Genomic DNA, 15495 nt, shown 5'->3' with positions numbered 1-15495 from the left:
GGATGGAAGGCTTCATTCACGACGCCGCCGCCTTCATCGCACGAAACGCCGCCTGGGCCGGACCTCTGCTGGGCCTGATGACCTTCGGAGAATCCCTGGTGCTGGTCGGCGCCTTCGTGCCGGCCACCGCCTTGATGGCGGCGACGGGCGTCCTCGTGGCGACCGAGCTCCTGCCGCTGGGGCCGGTGCTGTTCTGGGGATGCGTCGGCGCCGTCCTGGGCGAGGCCCTGTCCTATCATCTGGGGCGGCGCGCGGGACCGGCGATCTGGCGCCACAGGCGTCTGCGGTCTCAGCGCAAGTCGGTGGCCCGCGCCCGCCTCTATTTCCGGCGTTACGGCGCGGCGTCCATCTTCATGGGGCGCTTCCTGGGTCCCCTCCAGGCCGTCGTCCCCCTGATCGCCGGCGCGACCGGCATGGGCAAGGGCCGTTTCCATGTCGCCAATGTACTGTCGGCCCTGATCTGGACGCCCGCCATGCTGGCGCCGGGGTATGTCGCAGCCGGCGGCCTGAACGGGTGGAATCCTGGCCCCTGGATTGCGGCCGTCGCCGTCATGAGCCTGGGCTGCCTGCTGATCCTCCAGCCCCTGCTCGATGATCAATCAGGCGAAATTCCGCGCCCGACATGACCGCGCCCCTTCTTCTGTCTGTCGAGGTTCCTGAACTGCTTCTCGGCACAAGCCTCTGGCTCCTGATCTGCTGCGCCGTCGCCTTGAGCCGGCCACGCTCGCGGTCCTGACCGCCTTCCTATCCCTCCATCACAGAGACCTTCCATGACCCGCTCACAAGCGCGCCTTTTCGCATGCCTGGCGTCTAGCCTCGTTCTGGCTCTGGCCGCAGGAACCGCCGCCGTCGCCGAAGCCTCGGCCTCCAGGCCCGCCGCCTACAGCGCCGCGCAGTTCTATGAGACGATCGACCACCGACTGGCCGGCGGCTCAGGCCTCGCCTTTTCTCCCGACGGCCGGTTCGTCCTGATGACCAGCGACCGATCGGGCGTGTTCAACGCCTACGCCGTTCCGGTGGACGGCGGAGACCCCGTAGCCCTGACGACTTCGACCACCAACGCCATACAGGCCCTGAGCTGGTTTCCTGGGGACGAGCGGACCCTGGTGATCTCGGACAAGGGCGGCGACGAACGCACTCGTCTCTATGTGCGCGAACGCGACGGAGGCTTGCGCGACCTGACGCCCGAGGGGCGGGTGACGTCGGACCTGCTGGGCTGGAGCGGCGATCGGTCCACGATCTGGATCACGTCCACGGCGCCGGATCGCCGCGCCCCGGACATCCTGGCGCTCGATCCCATCACCTACGAAAGCCGCCTGCTGTTTCAGAACCCCGGCATGCTGATCGAGGCGATCTCGCCAGACGGACGCTGGATCGCCCTGCGCCGACAGTCCGGCTCGGCCGACAGCGACCTCTATCTCGCGGACCTGGCCCAGGGGGGCGAGCCTCGCCTGATCACCCCTCATGTCGAGATGGTCCGCCATCATGTCTTTGACTTCACGCCCGATTCTTCCGCCCTGATTTTCGGCTCTGACGGCGTGGGCGAGTTCGGTCGGGCCTATCGCTACGCCCTGGCCGACGGCGCGATCACCGAGGAGCTGAAAGGCGACTGGGACGTCATCGCCGCCCACTTCTCTCCGTCCGGCCGATACCGAGTGTCCGCCTTCAACGCCGACGCTCGGACGGAGATGACCGTCACGGACATGACCACCGGCGCGCCCATCGCCCTGAAGGGCGTCCCGGCGGGCGACATCGGCGCGGTGCGCTTCCGCCAGGACGAAGGACAAATCGTCTTCACCGTGTCCTCCTCCACCTCGCCCGCGGACGTCTTCGTCGCCGACCTGACGACGGGCGAGACCCGAAGGCTGACCCATGCCCTGAACCCGGCGATGAAGGAGGAAGACCTCGTCGAGGCCGTGGTCGTTCACTTCCAGGGCGAAGGCGGAGTGACGATCCCGGCCAACCTCTATCGCCCCAAGGGAGCCTCGGCCGACGCGCCGACGCCGGGCGTGGTCATGGTTCACGGCGGACCGGGCGGTCAGGCGCGCCGGGACTATTCGCCGATCATCCAGCATCTGGTCAATCACGGCTACGCCGTCCTGGCGGTCAATAATCGCGGCTCGTCGGGCTACGGCAAGACCTTCTTCCGCATGGATAATCGCGCCCACGGTGAGGCCGACCTGCGCGACGTGGTCGCTGGCGGCCAATGGCTGCGCGATCAGGACTGGGTCGCCGACAACCAGGTGGCGGTGATGGGCGCCTCCTACGGCGGCTACCTGGCCCTGGCCGCACAGGCCTTCCATCCCCAGGCCTTTGAGGCCGCCATCGACATCTTCGGCGTCACCAACTGGACCCGCACCCTGGAGGAGGCCGCGCGCCTGCCTGAATCGCGCCGCACCGCCCTCTACGACGAGATGGGCGACCCCGCGACCGACGCCGAGCGCCACCGCCGCATCTCGCCCCTGTTCCACGCCGCGAACATCGTCAAACCGCTTCTGGTCGTTCAGGGCGCCAACGACCCTCGCGTCCTCAAGATCGAAAGTGATGAAATGGTCGCTGCCGTCAGGGCCAACGGCACGCCGGTGGAATATGTGGTCTTTCCCGACGAAGGGCATGGCTTTCGCCGACGCGAAAACCGGGTGACGGCTCAGGAAGCCTATCTGAAGTTCCTGAATCGCTATGTAGGCTCACCGTCCAGATCGGAACGCTAGCACCCGGAATGCGCGAACAGCTGTCATTGGCATCGTTCCTTAAACACGACAATCGATCTGCCAGTCATTGCCGCCCGCCTATTCGAGCGCGCGCCGCTTCTCGATGAGGAAGTCCACCAGGGCCCTCATCTTGGGCGCCATCTGCTCGCGGGAGGGCAGGTAGAGATCGAAGCCGTCGAAGGGCGGGCACCAGGCGTCCAGCACCGGGATCAGGGCGCCGGCGGCGACATGCTCGCGCACCACACACTCCATGTGCTGAACCAGGCCCAGCCCCTGGAGGCCGGCGCTGAGCATGGTTTCATCCGCATTGGTGATGAAGACCGTCGGCGGTTCGATCGTGAAATCCCGGCCGGTCTCAGGGTCGCTGAATTCCCACTTCATGATCGGCCCCTGGACGCCGGGCCGGAAGGCGACGCATTCGTGGCTGTCGAGGTCATGGGGTGTCTGCGGCGCCGGACGAACGGCCAGGTAGGCGGGCGAGCCGACCACCGCCAGGCGCATGGGCGGACTTATCGGCACGGCGATCATGCTGTCCGCCACCGCCTCGCGCACCCGCGCCGCCAGCACGGACAAGAGCCTGCACGTCGTCGAAGGCGCCAACCACATGGACCTCTACGACGGCGAGAAATACGTCGCCGAGGCCGTCTCCGTCCTGGCGCCCTTCTTCACGGCCAGGCTGAGCGCCTGACTTCTCACCTCATCCGCCTCCAGCTTGAGCGCTGGGGGCGGGTGGGTCATGTGCCGGCGCAGGCGGGACGGAGTTGATACTGACGTCGTGCGGCCATGTTCCTCATCGCGAACAGATCAACCACTGAGCATTGAGAGCACGATCGATCCCCGCCATCCGCTGGCTCAGGAGTTTGGCAACACGCGGGCGAGCCGAGCTTGCAACGTCTCTTCCAGCGGTTGCAGCGGCTTTGGCGGTTGTGCCTGCGTCAGCCCCATCAAGTTCGCAGCCGCGTACATCAATCGAAGACTGCCCTGCTCGCGGAACAGCTTCCACAAGTCGGCGAAAACGTCATCACAATGGCCCGCCGTCTCCCGATCATTCTTCATGGCCGCCGTCGTCAGGGCGGCGGCCTGTTCTGGAAACAGTCCGCCCGCCACGCTGTACCAGCAATCGGCCCCCGCCAGCAGCGCCTCCTTGCAACCCCAATCGCCGCTGTAGCCGATGGACAGGTCGGGCGCCGCCGCCCGGAAAGCCGCCAGGTCGGATGCAATGCTCCCGTTCGCAGGCAGCGGCAGCTTGATCGCGGCTATGCTCGGGATCGCAGTCAGGCGTGCAACCAGGTCCGGACTGAAGGTGAAGTTCGTCGTGCCCGGATTGCTGTAGATGCAGAGCGGCAGGTCAGTGGCGGACGCGACCGCAAGGAAATGGCGGAAGACCTCTTCCTCGGTCAACGGGGTATAGCTGACCGGCGCGAGCAGCAAGCCGGCCGCCCCCTCTGTCGCCGCGTCATGCGCCAGGGCCTGGGCTTCATCCGTCCGCATTGCCCCGACGCCGACGATGATCGGAATGGAAACCGCGACCTCTACGGCGGCCGCCACCGCGCGCCGCCGCTCATCACGGCTAAGGAACATATAGGTCCCGGTGCTGCCCAGCAGACCGACGGAATCGGCGCCGCCCGCCTCGATCCTGCGCACGAGCCGCTGAAGATCAGGCGCGATCACCTCGCCTCCGGACGTCATCGGGGTAATGGGAAAGGCCGAGAGGCCCGAAAACAGCGCCATGCAAAATCTCCACAATCCACGCCCATGAGGTCAGGTTCGGCGCTCGGTTCAAATCAGGCTTGGCTTCGCTTTGTGACGATCAATCAGGGCGCCGGAGCAACTGCATCGTCGCTTCCAGGGAGGGAGCCAGACGCTTCAATCCTGCGATCAGGTCTTCCCCGGCCTGAAGCAGCGCAGAGATCGGCATGGACTCCAGTCGCTCGAGGACGAACCACATGGCTGTGCTTTCATCGGTGATGCGGGTGCGGACGCCCTGGCGCCAGTTCCAGCGCCGGCAGGTGACGCCGCGGTCATCACACCAGACAACCTCGCCGGCCTCCACGGTCTCCACCTCAGATTCGCCGCTCCGGGTCGTATCAAAGGGCTCCATGCCGCCCGCAACAACCAGCCGTGGCGTCCCGGAATAAGCATGAGCGTCCTCACCACCGATCGGCAGGCCGTAGCGAAGACTGATCGCATTGTAGAGGTCGACGACAGCGTTCATGGGCGGCAGAATACCGTCCCGCAGCGCTCGCTTGCGCAAGGCCTCGACCGAGCACGGCGTCCGCTGGGGCTTGGCGCCGAAAGCCCGATAGGCGTCACGCCAGGCTTCCAAATGAGCCTCCAGCCATTCCGGCCCCTCGTCTGCACAGGCCAGTCGAAGCTGTTCCGTGCACCAGGGATCGCTCGCCGCATTTTGCGCACCGACGACGCTGATGCTGAGCGCCGCGAAATCGGGTCGCATGGCGTAGATTTGAGGCGAGATGACGGGTGAATGCATCTGAACCTCGATGAGATGGGCCAGGTCAGGCGAAGGCGCCGCGCACCAGGATCAGCGCGATGGCGGTCATCATCAGGCCAGTGACGACATCCAGAACACGCCAGGCGGCAGACCGAGCGAAAAGCGGCGCCAGAAAACGCGCGCCGAAACCGATCGAAGCGAACCAGATCGCCGCAAAGCTCGAGGCGCCGATAATGAAGAAGGTGCGCTGGTTTTCCGGAAGGCTCGACCCGACCGCGCCCATCAGCATGACGGTGTCGATATAGACGTGGGGGTTCAGCAAGGTGAAGGCGGCCGTGGCCGCCAGGGCGGCAGCCAGCGAGAGCCGGCTATCGCCTTCCACCACCAAGGTCGCTGGCCGCACGGCGCGTCGAAAGGCGCCGATGGCATACCAGGACAGGAAGGCTGCGCCGCCGAGGCTGAGCGCCATCGACAAACCGGGAACCGCCGCCAGCAGGCGACCAAGACCGTTCACGCCCGCGATCACCAGAACCGAATCCGCGGCGGCGCAAAACAGCACCACCGGCAGGACGTGTTCGCGCTTCAGCCCCTGCCGCAGCACGAACATGTTCTGCGCGCCGATGGACACGATCAGACTGGCCGACAGGGCGAAGCCCTTCGCCAGGGGAGGAAGAACGGAGAGGAACATAAGCGGCTGATCGCACGTCGATCAGCCGTAGCCGAACTAATCCTTCTTAGGGTAGATTAGCCATCCTAATGCTCGACTATCCCGCTCTCGCAGCCTTGGCCGCCGTCATCCGCACCGGCTCCTTCGACGCGGCCGCTGAAACCCTGTCGGTCACGCCTTCGGCCGTCTCCCAGCGCGTGAAAGGTCTGGAGGAACGTCTGGGCCTGCCGCTAGTCATTCGGGGCACGCCCTGCCGACCAACCGAAGCGGGCGCACGATTGGCCGCACACCTCGACCAGGTGACCTTGCTCGAGCACGACATGCTGGCGGGCGATCCGGTCTGGGCCGCCGCCTTCGGCGGTGCGCGCCCGACGCTGAAGATCGCGCTCAACGCCGACAGCCTCGGCACCTGGTTTCCGGGCGCGGCGGCCCGCTTCGCCGCCGTTAAACCGAACACCCTGTCTCTGGTCCTGGACGACGAGGCCGACACCGCCGAACGACTACGCTCTGGCGAGGTCATCGCCGCCGTGACGACAGCGGGAAAAGCGGTAGCAGGCTGTCGCACCCTGTCGCTGGGTTCGCTGCGTTACGTGGCCGCAGCCACGCCTGACTTCCGTGATCGCTACTTTCCAGAGGGCGTGACAGCTGAGCGCCTCGCCGAGGCGCCGGTCCTCAGGTTCAGCCCTCGCGACCGGCTGCAATTGAAATGGACGGAAAAGGTCGCAGGCCAAGCAATCAAGGGGCCGACCCACTGGGTGCCGTCCACTCAGGGCTTCCTTGATTTCACCCTGGCCAGCGTCTGTTGGTCACTGACTCCGGAACGCCTCGCCGCGCCGCTGATCGCGTCTGGACGACTGGTCGATCTCGTCCCTGGCGTCACCATCGACGTTCCGCTCTTCTGGCAGCACCTACGCATCACCACTCGCCTGATCGAAGACCTGACCAAGGCCGTGCGCGAAGAGGCCGCGGATTGGTTGGTCGTCCCCGAAGCAGACGCTTAAACATCCTTGCGAGCACCTTGGTCCCTCTTCATCGCCAGCGTCCTGCGCGCGCTCGCAACGGCGCCAAGCGCCGAGCCCCCCAGAAGCAGGCCGATGATGAACGCGAGCGTGTATCCCCCCGCCGCAGCCACCCCGGTCATGACGGAGGAGGCGCCGATCTCGCCCAGATCACGCGAACTCTGGACGGCGGTCATGTCCGTGCCCGCCTGATCATCGCGGGCCGCGAACTGCATGGCCAGGGTCATGGCGCCGACCGAGGCTGAACCGCTTCCCGCAGCGCCGATCATCATGGCCGCCAGAATGACCGGATGCGCCGCCGGGATCGCGCCAGACGCCACGCCCAACCATAGAGCCAGCCCTGCCGCGCACAACACCACCCCGGCGGTCAACACGCGGAACAGACCAACCCGCCCGATCAGCCATGCCGCGCCGCCGCAGCCGACGATGATGGTCGTGGCGCCCGCGACCATGCCGTAAAGACCGATCTGCTCGACCGGCCAGCCTGCGTCCACCAGCCACAGCTTGGCCAGACCGAAACCGGACGCCGCCGTCAGCGCCGTGAACAGGGCCGTCGCCAGGATAGAGCCCGCCCCAGGTCGACGCAGCAGCCGACGCAGGCTGGCCCGCTGTCCACGCACCGGCGCGGCGTGCGGCGCCTCTTGCATCATCAAGGCCAAAGCAAAGCCGACCGCCACGACCATCGCCAACGCAAGCAGCGCCGCCGAACGTCCGACCAGGCCGCTCAGGATCAATGCGCCGGAGCCGCCTACGAAGAAGCCGATCATGGTGCAGGCCACCTGCAGCGCATTGGCCCGCGCCAGCATGACGCCGCCGAAACGCTCGGCCGTCAGACCGTCGGTGGCCGTGTCCTGGGTGGCGCTGGCCAGCGACGCCAGCACGCACGGACCGACGACGACCGGCGCCGTCTTCTCGGTCAGGCCGACCAACGCCGCGCCGAGCAGGCACAGGATGACGATCGCCTGCATGGGCAGGATCCAGCTACGCCGCCGCCCCAGTCGCGGCGACCACAGATTATCGACCCACGGCGCCCAAAGCACCTTCAGCACCCACGGCAGGCCGACCAGTGGCAGCCAGGCCAGCGCCGCCAGCGAGGCGCCGTCCTTGCGCAACAGGGTCGGCAGGGCCTCCATCGCCACGCCGAACGGAATGCCCTGCGCCAGATACAGCGTCGCCACCGTCAACAGCAGACGTGCGGATTCAGGCGTCAGACGATCGTGCTTTTTCATGGCCAACTCGGGATCATGCAGAGGGGATGCGGCGCGTCGAACGCTCCGCCTTGTTGCGGGCGGGCCTGCGGCGGCGCAGCCATAGCCAGGGGCCGGTCACCACCACGGCGATAGGCGTCAGACTGAACAGGACATAGACGGCGTGCAGCCATGATCGCTCCCACAGGCCCGTATGCAGGGCCTTGGCGGCGATCATCACCTTCATGAAGCCCGGCGGTTCGCGCGCGGGCACGTGCGCGCCCGCCGCGTCGAAGGCCACCGTCGTCGACTTGCGCCACGGCGCCGCGTCGCGGTTCAATACGATCACCATGACGCCATGGGGACTGCGGCTCAGGGCCTGCACCTCGCCGCCCGGATGAAGCGCCAGCGCCGCCTCGACCATCTGCGACAGGGAAGCCTGAGGCGCCGTCGGTTGCACGGCCTGAGTCTCGGGCGCGGCCTCTGACGCGGGCGCTGACCGGGCCTTCACTGTCGAGCCGACGCCGAACTCGGGCAGGCTCTTGTAGACCAGCAACATGAAGCCGGTGGAGGCCCACAGCACGATGAACAGGCCGCCGACCAGCCCCGTCCAGTGATGCAGCGATCGCGCCCGCAGCGGCGGCGCCAAGGGCGAGGATGTCAGGGCCTTCCAACGCCGCCGCATCATGGCGACGCCCGTGATCGTCAAGCAAATGACGCCCAGCGCCATCGCCAGCACCACCAGCTTGCCGGTCACGCCCAGGAACAGGCTGTTGTGCAGTTTCAGCAGCACGTCCCGCAGCGACGTCTCGGCCTTGTCGACGCGCAGCACGCGGCCGCTGCCGGGGTCGAACTCGGCGCTCAGGGCCGGGCCTTCACCCGATGCGGGTCGCAGGCCGACCTGCCAGCTGCGCTGCGACGTCGAGCCCGGCAGGATCAGACCCGGTTGGTGATGCGGATAATCCACGGCCAGGCGCCCCAGCGCTGTCTCGACCCCCGCCAGAGACGTCGCCGGATCATCCAGGCGCACCGCGCCCTTCAGGTTGATCTGCGGCTCGATCAACAAGGCTGTTCCCGTCAAGGCCACGACCAGGAAGACGGCGGCGCAAGCCAGGCCGACCCAACGATGGAGCCGCCAGAACAGGGCTCGCCAGTTCACGCGTCGGCATCCACGGGACGCATCCGGGTGCCGCCGCCCGGCGTCACGAACATCAGGGCGGACGGCTGTCTGAGCAGCAGTCGGTGCCAGACGCCGCGCGGCACCACCACCGCCCCGCCCTGCGTCAGGGTCAGACGCGCATCCTCGCCCGGCCGATCCAGCACCACCTCCAGTTCGCCCTCGATCAGGTGCAGGAATTCGTCCCCGGAGGGATGCATCTCCCATTTGTCGGGGTGGAGATCCTCGGCGATCTGCGGCCGGCTGAAGCCGATGACGCGCCCGTCAGAACTGCGGTTGACGCGACGCCAGGCATCGACCGACCGCAGCAGGGGCGCCGCCGCGCCTTCAGCGTCAAGCAGGATCAGATGATCTTGCGCGACGAACGGCTCTATTCGGCCCGGCATCTCAATAGGACGCCCTGAGGGTGATCAGGACGTTGCGCGGCTCGCCGTACCAGTTGTTCCAACTGACGCCGCCCAAGGTTGTGAAATAGCTCTTGTCGAACAAGTTGTTGACGTTGAGCGACAGTTCTGCACGCGGGTTCAGACGCCAGGCGGCGCGCGCATTGACCACCGCATATGCGCCCTGCTCCATCACCACGGCGCCAGCGACGGCCTGAGCCTTGCTCTGGGCGATGACGCCGCCGCCCACGGACAGCCGACCGTCCATCAGGCCTGTGTAATGGGTCCACAGCTTGAACTGATGACGCGGAGTGAAGCGCGAGAAGGGCCGGCCCTCGTTGCCGCTGGGCGTCCCGGCGGCCGTGCGGTCGCGTTTGTACTCCGTCTCGACGTAGGTGTAGCCCGCCTGCACCGTCCAGTCGGGCCTGATCCGCCCGGCCAGTTCAGCGTCCAGCCCCAGGCTTTCAACCTCGCCCTCGGCCACATAGGCGCACGTCATGCCCGGCGCGCACGGATGGTCCGGGTCCAGCTGGGCGCGGTTTTCCTGAAGGATGCGGAAGGCCGCCAGCGAACCGTTCAGCCGCCCGCCGAACCACTCGCCCTTGACCCCGGCCTCAATGTTCGCGCCCGTCATCGGGTCGATGACCTTGCCGTCCCAGGTCAGGCTGTTCTGCGGCGTAAAGATCGAGGTGTAGCTGGCGTACAGCGAAAAGACCTCATCCACCGCCCAGACCAGGCCGACGTAGGGGGTGAACTGGCCGTCGATCTTGTAGCCGCCCGTCGGCGTCAGCGGGCCGCCGATGGTCGCACGCCGATCGGTCGTCGTCTCCCACCAGCTGAGCCGCCCGCCCAGCACCAGGGTCAGCGGATCGGTCAGGTGCAGCCGCGCCACGCCATAACCGCCATACTGCTCGGTGGTGGTCGTCTGCTCGCCGGAATAGGTCTTGCCGGTCGCGCGCGGCGCGGCGGCCGGGTTCCAGGTAAAGACATCGACCGGCCCCATCAGCCCCGCCAGATTATAGGCCGTCTGGTGGGTCTTGCCGTCCCAGTAGTTGGCGCCCAGCACAATCTCGTGCCGCCGTCCGAAGGCCCCGACCGTGCCGGACAGATAGGCGTCCAGGTCCGTCTCTTCATTGGTGAAGTCGTAGGCGCCGCCATAGAGGATCGGCCCCTTGCCGGTCGCCCGGTTCACCGCGCCCAGGGCGCTGGCGTAGGTCAGGTCGCTGTCGCCGTCGATGCGGCTGATCGAGATCTTACCTTCCCAATCGCCGGCGAAACTGTGGCGCAGCTCCAGGAAGGACTGGGTGTTGTTCCAGTTCCGCCGATCCCACCCCGTCCCCGGATAGAAACGACGCGGCAGGTCGATGACGCCCCCGTCGCTGTAGCGCGGCACGCCCATGTAGGCGCCGTCGTCCTGGACGTCCTGCCATTTGACGGTCGCGGCCAGGACGGTGCGCGGCGTCACGTTCCACTCGGCCGTCCCATAGATCAGACCCTTCTGCCGATGGGCCGTGTCATAGAAGAAGTCGCGGTCTTCATAGACCGCCACCAGCCGCCCGCGCAGATCGCCGTCCGCCGCCAGCGGGCCGCCGACATCGCCCTCTACGCGCCAGTTGTTCCAGCGTCCGCCGCTGACGGCGCCCTGGGCGGCGAAGTCCCGTCCCGGGCGCTTGCGCACGAGATTGATCGTGCCCGATGGATTGCCGGACCCCTGCAAAAGGCCGCTGGCGCCGCGCAGCAGTTCCACGCGCTGATAGATGGCCATGTCCTCGGTATTGACCGCCTCGTTCCAGCCCGAGGTCGGAATGCCGTCGAAGTTCAGGGTGTCGATGGAGAAGCCGCGCGAATAATAGGCGGTGCGCAGCCGCGTGCCCGGCTGAACCGTGACGCCGGGCGCATTGCTCATCACATCATCCAGCGAAACCAACGCCTGCTGCTCGATTCGCTCATGATCGATGATGCTGACGGTCTGTGGAATTTCGCTCAGCTTCAGCGGCATCTTCAGAGCCGCGCCAGCGGCGGGCGCCAAGGCCGCCGTGACCACGACATCTGCGACGGTCGTCGCGTGTTCAGCGTCCTGCGTCGACTGGGCCGACGAGGCAGAAGCCAGCCCCACCCCCGCCCCCAATGCGGCCATCGACACAGCGGCGCGCAACCCCCGACGGGAGGAGAAAATCTGAACGGGGAGAGACATGACGGCGACTCGTTATGCGAATGATTATCAGTTGGAGCCTAATAAGCACTCGTCGCCGCAGTGTCTTTCAGATCGCCGGACTATGTTTTCAGATCGAGGAACGACTTCGCATGGCGCTGGGCAGGACGCCGAAACGTCGCAGGAAGGCGGCCGAGAAATGCGGCAGCGCATAGCCGGCGTCTTCCGCCGCCCGGGTCACGTCGCAAGCGCCGCTGGACAGACTCCGCCACGCTTCGACCATTCGTCGCTCTCTCAGATACTCCGCAACGCTCATGCCGTAGAGAGCGCGAAATCCCGCCGTGAGCTTACGCACGTTCAGTCCCGCGCCGCGCGCCAGCTCCGACAGCGACGGCGCCCGTCCCGGCGCCGCATCCAGCATTTCACGCGCAACCACCACCCGGCGCAGTTCGGCCGCACCGAGCGAGGTCGCCCCCGCCCTCGCCTCGCCCCGGACGAAATGATCGAGGGCCATGGCCGTCAGCTCCAGCCCCTTTCCGCCCAGATAGAGAGTCCGGGCCGCCCCCTGCATCGGGCAACTCAGAATTTGCTCTCCGATGGCGGCGATGGAGGACGGCGGCGAGCTTCTGAAAGCCGAAACCGGTCCGTCTTCGGCCGCGGCCGCCAGAGCCGCCCCCGAATCCAGGGCCTCCGCCTCCAAAAGAGAGGCGTCGAGGTTCAGCGTGACGTAGCGCAGGCTCCTTCCGGCGGCATATTCATGATCCAGTCGCCAGGGTTCGCGCCCCACGAATAGGCACAGCGAAGCGCCATTGAGCCGGGCCGGCGCGCCTTCATCCACCCGCACGATCAAGTCACCCTCGAGCACCAGGGCGATCTTCAGACCCGCATCCAGGGTTTCGCAATCATGCGTCGGCTGAATGAAGGCCGCTTCACCGCCATTCATGTCGAATGCGGCCAAGGGCCTTGCGGACCACTGCGCCGGAACTCTTGCCTGATGATCGGGAACGGAACCCATGACCAAGGCCTAGCACGTCAACATGCGAATGACACGCACCATCGACTTGACCGCGCAATGCCCCCCCGCTCGCAGCGAGACCCTCGCCAGCCTTGCAACTCGCAATGAACTAGCTCTCGCCCAGCCTTCTGTCGCGAACGGCTCCCCACGACGCCTTCAGCGGCCTGCGGCGTCGTCGGGCGACCGCGCGCCGCCGTCACAGCGAGATTCCGGTGATATTCTCAACGTCCCGAAGTGACCGCCAGGCGCAGCAATTGGAGTCTAAGCGAGGGGGCGACTTTCGGTGCGGCTCACATGCCACGTCTGCATGGCCGCCCCCGCCATCGCGGCGCTGAAGCCCTGGCCCCTGATCAGGTCGAAAGGCAGGAAGGCGGCTATCTGAGCGCCGCCTATACGGAACAGCGCAGCGAATACGGCCTGCCCGGCCACAGCCACGGATACGAGTCCTGCCAGCCGCACGCCTCGAGCCTGCACTGCGCCGGCCACGACCAGCCGGGGCCTATTGGCGGCTGGCGAGCGACCTGCAGCAAGCCCTGGAGGGCGACACTGGCGAAGATCTACGCGCCGAACTGCACCAGTTGATCGACAGTGTGGACTTGATCCCGTTGGAACGCCTGGGCAAGTTCCAGCTGGAGGTTCACGGCAGCCTGGCGGCGCAGCAGGCGCTGGGTGGAGCGGCAGACGACAAAAAGCCCCGCGGCGAGTGGCAGCGGGGCTTTTGATGTTTGGGTGCGGGAGCAGGATTTGAACCTGCGACCTTCAGGTTATGAGCCTGACGAGCTACCGGGCTGCTCCATCCCGCGGCAAGGCGGTGTGCGAAGGAAGAATGGGTTCGAGTTCTTATGTATCTGGTAGACCCCGCGGCGACCTACTCTCCCGCGCCTTGAGACGAAGTACCATTGGCTCTGGAGGGCTTAACGACCGAGTTCGGAATGGGATCGGGTGTGGAACCTCCGACATAGCCACGGGGTCAACCAGACACATAAGAAGAAGAAGACATCGTCGCGTTTTATTATCGGCAAGTAGAACCGAATGAGTTTTGCTGAGAAACGATCAAGCCGATCGGATTATTAGTACCAGTAAGCTTCATGCGTCGCCGCACTTCCACACCTGGCCTATCAACGTGGTAGTCTTCCACGATCCTCAGCGAAGCCTTGTTTTGAGGTTAGTTTCCCGCTTAGATGCTTTCAGCGGTTATCTATTCCATACTTAGCTACCCTGCTGCACGGCTGGCGCCATGACAGGTCCACCAGAGGTATGTCCATCCCGGTCCTCTCGTACTAGGGACAGATCCTCTCAAGCTTCGAACACCCACGGCAGATAGGGACCAAACTGTCTCACGACGTTCTGAACCCAGCTCACGTACCACTTTAAATGGCGAACAGCCATACCCTTGGGACCTGCTCCAGCCCCAGGATGTGATGAGCCGACATCGAGGTGCCAAACTTTGCCGTCGATATGGACTCTTGGGCAAAATCAGCCTGTTATCCCTAGAGTACCTTTTATCCGTTGAGCGATGGCCCTTCCACGCGGGACCACCGGATCACTATGGCCGACTTTCGTCTCTGCTCGACTTGTCAGTCTCGCAGTCAGGCGAGCTTATGCCATTGCACTCGACGAGCGATTTCCGACCGCTCTGAGCTCACCATCGCGCGCCTCCGTTACACTTTGGGAGGCGACCGCCCCAGTCAAACTACCCACCACGCCATGTCCCGGGACCGGATAACGGCCCTCGGTTAGACGTCAACGACAGTAAGGGTGGTATTTCAAGGATGGCTCCACCAGAGCTGGCGCCCCGGTTTCATAGCCTCCCACCTATCCTACACATACGGTCGCTAACGCCAAGGCGAAGCTATAGTAAAGGTTCATAGGGTCTTTCCGTCTGACCGCGGGAACCCCGCATCTTCACGGGGAATTCAATTTCACTGAGCCTGTGCTGGAGACAGTGGGGAAGTCGTTACGCCATTCGTGCAGGTCGGAACTTACCCGACAAGGAATTTCGCTACCTTAGGACCGTTATAGTTACGGCCGCCGTTTACCTGGGCTTCAGTTCGGAGCTTTCACTCCTCCCTTTAACCTTCAGGCACCGGGCAGGCGTCAGACCCTATACGTCGCATTGCTGCTTCGCAGAGCCCTGTGTTTTTGCTAAACAGTCGCTACCCCCTGGCTTGTGCCACTCATTCCTGCTTGCGCAGGGTGAGTCACGCTTATTCCGAAGTTACGCGTGCAATTTGCCGAGTTCCTTCAGCACAGTTCTCTCAAGCGCCTTGGTATGCTCTACCTGACCACCTGTGTCGGTTTCGGGTACGGTCTCTGCTGGAGTTATTTCCAGGGACAACGCCCCTGCAAGGACAATCCAATAAGCCCTTACAAGTTATGCCATCCGTCACTTCCAGCTGGTGCAGGAATATTTACCTGCTTCCCATCGACTACGCTTTTCAGCCTCGCCTTAGGGGCCGACTAACCCTGCGCAGATTAGCTTTACGCAGGAACCCTTGGTCTTTCGGCGACAGTGTTTCTCACACTGTTTATCGTTACTCATGTCAGCATTCTCACTTCCGATACCTCCAGCCAACCTCACGGTTGACCTTCACAGGCTTACGGAACGCTCCGCTACCGCTTGCAGTAAACTGCAAACCCATATCTTCGGCGCATGGCTTTAGCCCCGTTACATTTTCCGCGCAGGATCGCTTGATCAGTGAGCTGTTACGCTTTCTTTAAAGGATGGCTGC

Annotated in this window: 14 protein-coding genes, 1 tRNA gene and 2 rRNA genes (1 of these 17 only partly in view); 5 read left to right on the top strand and 12 right to left on the bottom strand. The window is 65.1% G+C overall.

The window, feature by feature from the left end; translation table 11 throughout:
- Positions 1-2: 2 nt before the first annotated feature.
- Together IFE19_RS04060 and IFE19_RS04055 are read left to right on the top strand one after the other, a co-directional pair.
- Complete coding sequence (locus IFE19_RS04060; protein ID WP_207825921.1) at positions 3-626, top strand: DedA family protein; 624 nt, start codon at positions 3-5, stop codon at positions 624-626.
- A 144-nt stretch (positions 627-770) separates the two neighbouring features.
- Positions 771-2711, top strand: a complete 1941-nt coding sequence (locus IFE19_RS04055; RefSeq protein ID WP_207825920.1) for a S9 family peptidase — start codon at positions 771-773, stop codon at positions 2709-2711.
- Between the two features lie 78 nt (positions 2712-2789).
- On the opposite strand, the gene IFE19_RS04050 is transcribed toward IFE19_RS04055, so the two are convergent.
- Positions 2790-3212 (bottom strand): LysR substrate-binding domain-containing protein, encoded by a 423-nt coding sequence (locus tag IFE19_RS04050; RefSeq protein ID WP_207825919.1) that lies wholly within the window; start codon positions 3210-3212, stop codon positions 2790-2792.
- Between IFE19_RS04050 and IFE19_RS04045 the strand changes: the two genes are divergently transcribed.
- The gene (locus tag IFE19_RS04045; RefSeq protein ID WP_207825918.1) at positions 3211-3399 is read left to right on the top strand and encodes a hypothetical protein; all 189 of its coding nucleotides are present in this window, start codon (positions 3211-3213) and stop codon (positions 3397-3399) included. The genes IFE19_RS04050 and IFE19_RS04045 overlap by 2 nt on opposite strands.
- Positions 3400-3563: 164 nt before the next feature.
- Here IFE19_RS04045 and IFE19_RS04040 read toward each other — a convergent pair whose 3' ends face one another.
- From IFE19_RS04040 to IFE19_RS04030, 3 genes are all read right to left on the bottom strand, one after another.
- Complete coding sequence (locus IFE19_RS04040; protein ID WP_207825917.1) at positions 3564-4442, bottom strand: dihydrodipicolinate synthase family protein; 879 nt, start codon at positions 4440-4442, stop codon at positions 3564-3566.
- Between the two features lie 79 nt (positions 4443-4521).
- Positions 4522-5166, bottom strand: a complete 645-nt coding sequence (locus tag IFE19_RS04035; protein ID WP_225910387.1) for a B3/B4 domain-containing protein — start codon at positions 5164-5166, stop codon at positions 4522-4524.
- A gap of 61 nt (positions 5167-5227) precedes the next feature.
- Entirely contained in the window at positions 5228-5851 is a 624-nt protein-coding gene (locus IFE19_RS04030; RefSeq protein ID WP_207825915.1) for a LysE/ArgO family amino acid transporter, read from the bottom strand.
- Between the two features lie 68 nt (positions 5852-5919).
- Between IFE19_RS04030 and IFE19_RS04025 the strand changes: the two genes are divergently transcribed.
- Positions 5920-6831, top strand: coding sequence for a LysR family transcriptional regulator ArgP (locus tag IFE19_RS04025; protein ID WP_207825914.1), 912 nt, complete (start codon positions 5920-5922; stop codon positions 6829-6831).
- Here the strand turns inward: IFE19_RS04025 and IFE19_RS04020 are convergent.
- The 5 genes from IFE19_RS04020 to IFE19_RS04000 form a co-directional block, all read right to left on the bottom strand.
- Positions 6828-8078, bottom strand: a complete 1251-nt coding sequence (locus IFE19_RS04020) for a RhtX/FptX family siderophore transporter (RefSeq protein WP_207825913.1) — start codon at positions 8076-8078, stop codon at positions 6828-6830. The genes IFE19_RS04025 and IFE19_RS04020 overlap by 4 nt on opposite strands.
- 13 nt (positions 8079-8091) lie before the next feature.
- Positions 8092-9195, bottom strand: coding sequence for a PepSY-associated TM helix domain-containing protein (locus IFE19_RS04015; protein ID WP_207825911.1), 1104 nt, complete (start codon positions 9193-9195; stop codon positions 8092-8094).
- Positions 9192-9599 carry a cupin domain-containing protein gene (locus IFE19_RS04010; protein ID WP_207825909.1) on the bottom strand — a complete coding sequence of 136 codons (408 nt, stop codon included), beginning with the start codon at positions 9597-9599 and terminating at the stop codon, positions 9192-9194. Before IFE19_RS04010 ends, IFE19_RS04015 begins: the two co-directional genes overlap by 4 nt.
- A gap of 1 nt (position 9600) precedes the next feature.
- Entirely contained in the window at positions 9601-11790 is a 2190-nt protein-coding gene (locus tag IFE19_RS04005; protein ID WP_207825907.1) for a TonB-dependent siderophore receptor, read from the bottom strand.
- Positions 11791-11878: 88 nt separating this feature from the next.
- Positions 11879-12763 carry a helix-turn-helix transcriptional regulator gene (locus IFE19_RS04000; protein WP_207825905.1) on the bottom strand — a complete coding sequence of 295 codons (885 nt, stop codon included), beginning with the start codon at positions 12761-12763 and terminating at the stop codon, positions 11879-11881.
- Positions 12764-13057: 294 nt separating this feature from the next.
- Between IFE19_RS04000 and IFE19_RS03995 the strand changes: the two genes are divergently transcribed.
- On the top strand, positions 13058-13345 hold the full coding sequence (locus IFE19_RS03995; RefSeq protein ID WP_207825903.1) for a hypothetical protein: 288 nt from the start codon (positions 13058-13060) through the stop codon (positions 13343-13345).
- Between the two features lie 144 nt (positions 13346-13489).
- Here IFE19_RS03995 and IFE19_RS03990 read toward each other — a convergent pair.
- From IFE19_RS03990 to IFE19_RS03980, 3 genes are all read right to left on the bottom strand, one after another.
- Positions 13490-13566, bottom strand: a tRNA-Met gene (locus IFE19_RS03990).
- A gap of 52 nt (positions 13567-13618) precedes the next feature.
- A 5S ribosomal RNA gene (rrf, locus tag IFE19_RS03985) occupies positions 13619-13733 on the bottom strand.
- Between the two features lie 79 nt (positions 13734-13812).
- A 23S ribosomal RNA gene (locus IFE19_RS03980) occupies positions 13813-15495 on the bottom strand (it continues 1103 nt past the right edge of the window).

This window comes from Brevundimonas pondensis (genome assembly GCF_017487345.1).
Taxonomy (GTDB): Bacteria; Pseudomonadota; Alphaproteobacteria; order Caulobacterales; family Caulobacteraceae; genus Brevundimonas; species Brevundimonas pondensis.
This window is presented reverse-complemented; position numbering and strand designations above follow the sequence as displayed.

What these genes read in the sequence shown, in the direction of transcription:
- IFE19_RS04060 (WP_207825921.1), top strand. Translation starts at nt 3, where the DNA reads ATGGAAGGCTTCATTCACGACGCCGCCGCCTTCATCGCACGAAACGCC.
- IFE19_RS04055 (WP_207825920.1), top strand. Translation starts at nt 771, where the DNA reads ATGACCCGCTCACAAGCGCGCCTTTTCGCATGCCTGGCGTCTAGCCTC.
- IFE19_RS04045 (WP_207825918.1), top strand. Translation starts at nt 3,211, where the DNA reads ATGGGCGGACTTATCGGCACGGCGATCATGCTGTCCGCCACCGCCTCG.
- IFE19_RS04050 (WP_207825919.1), bottom strand. Translation starts at nt 3,212, where the DNA reads ATGCGCCTGGCGGTGGTCGGCTCGCCCGCCTACCTGGCCGTTCGTCCG.
- IFE19_RS04040 (WP_207825917.1), bottom strand. Translation starts at nt 4,442, where the DNA reads ATGGCGCTGTTTTCGGGCCTCTCGGCCTTTCCCATTACCCCGATGACG.
- IFE19_RS04035 (WP_225910387.1), bottom strand. Translation starts at nt 5,166, where the DNA reads ATGCGACCCGATTTCGCGGCGCTCAGCATCAGCGTCGTCGGTGCGCAA.
- IFE19_RS04030 (WP_207825915.1), bottom strand. Translation starts at nt 5,851, where the DNA reads ATGTTCCTCTCCGTTCTTCCTCCCCTGGCGAAGGGCTTCGCCCTGTCG.
- IFE19_RS04025 (WP_207825914.1), top strand. Translation starts at nt 5,920, where the DNA reads ATGCTCGACTATCCCGCTCTCGCAGCCTTGGCCGCCGTCATCCGCACC.
- IFE19_RS04020 (WP_207825913.1), bottom strand. Translation starts at nt 8,078, where the DNA reads ATGAAAAAGCACGATCGTCTGACGCCTGAATCCGCACGTCTGCTGTTG.
- IFE19_RS04010 (WP_207825909.1), bottom strand. Translation starts at nt 9,599, where the DNA reads ATGCCGGGCCGAATAGAGCCGTTCGTCGCGCAAGATCATCTGATCCTG.
- IFE19_RS04005 (WP_207825907.1), bottom strand. Translation starts at nt 11,790, where the DNA reads ATGTCTCTCCCCGTTCAGATTTTCTCCTCCCGTCGGGGGTTGCGCGCC.
- IFE19_RS04000 (WP_207825905.1), bottom strand. Translation starts at nt 12,763, where the DNA reads ATGGGTTCCGTTCCCGATCATCAGGCAAGAGTTCCGGCGCAGTGGTCC.
- IFE19_RS03995 (WP_207825903.1), top strand. Translation starts at nt 13,058, where the DNA reads ATGCCACGTCTGCATGGCCGCCCCCGCCATCGCGGCGCTGAAGCCCTG.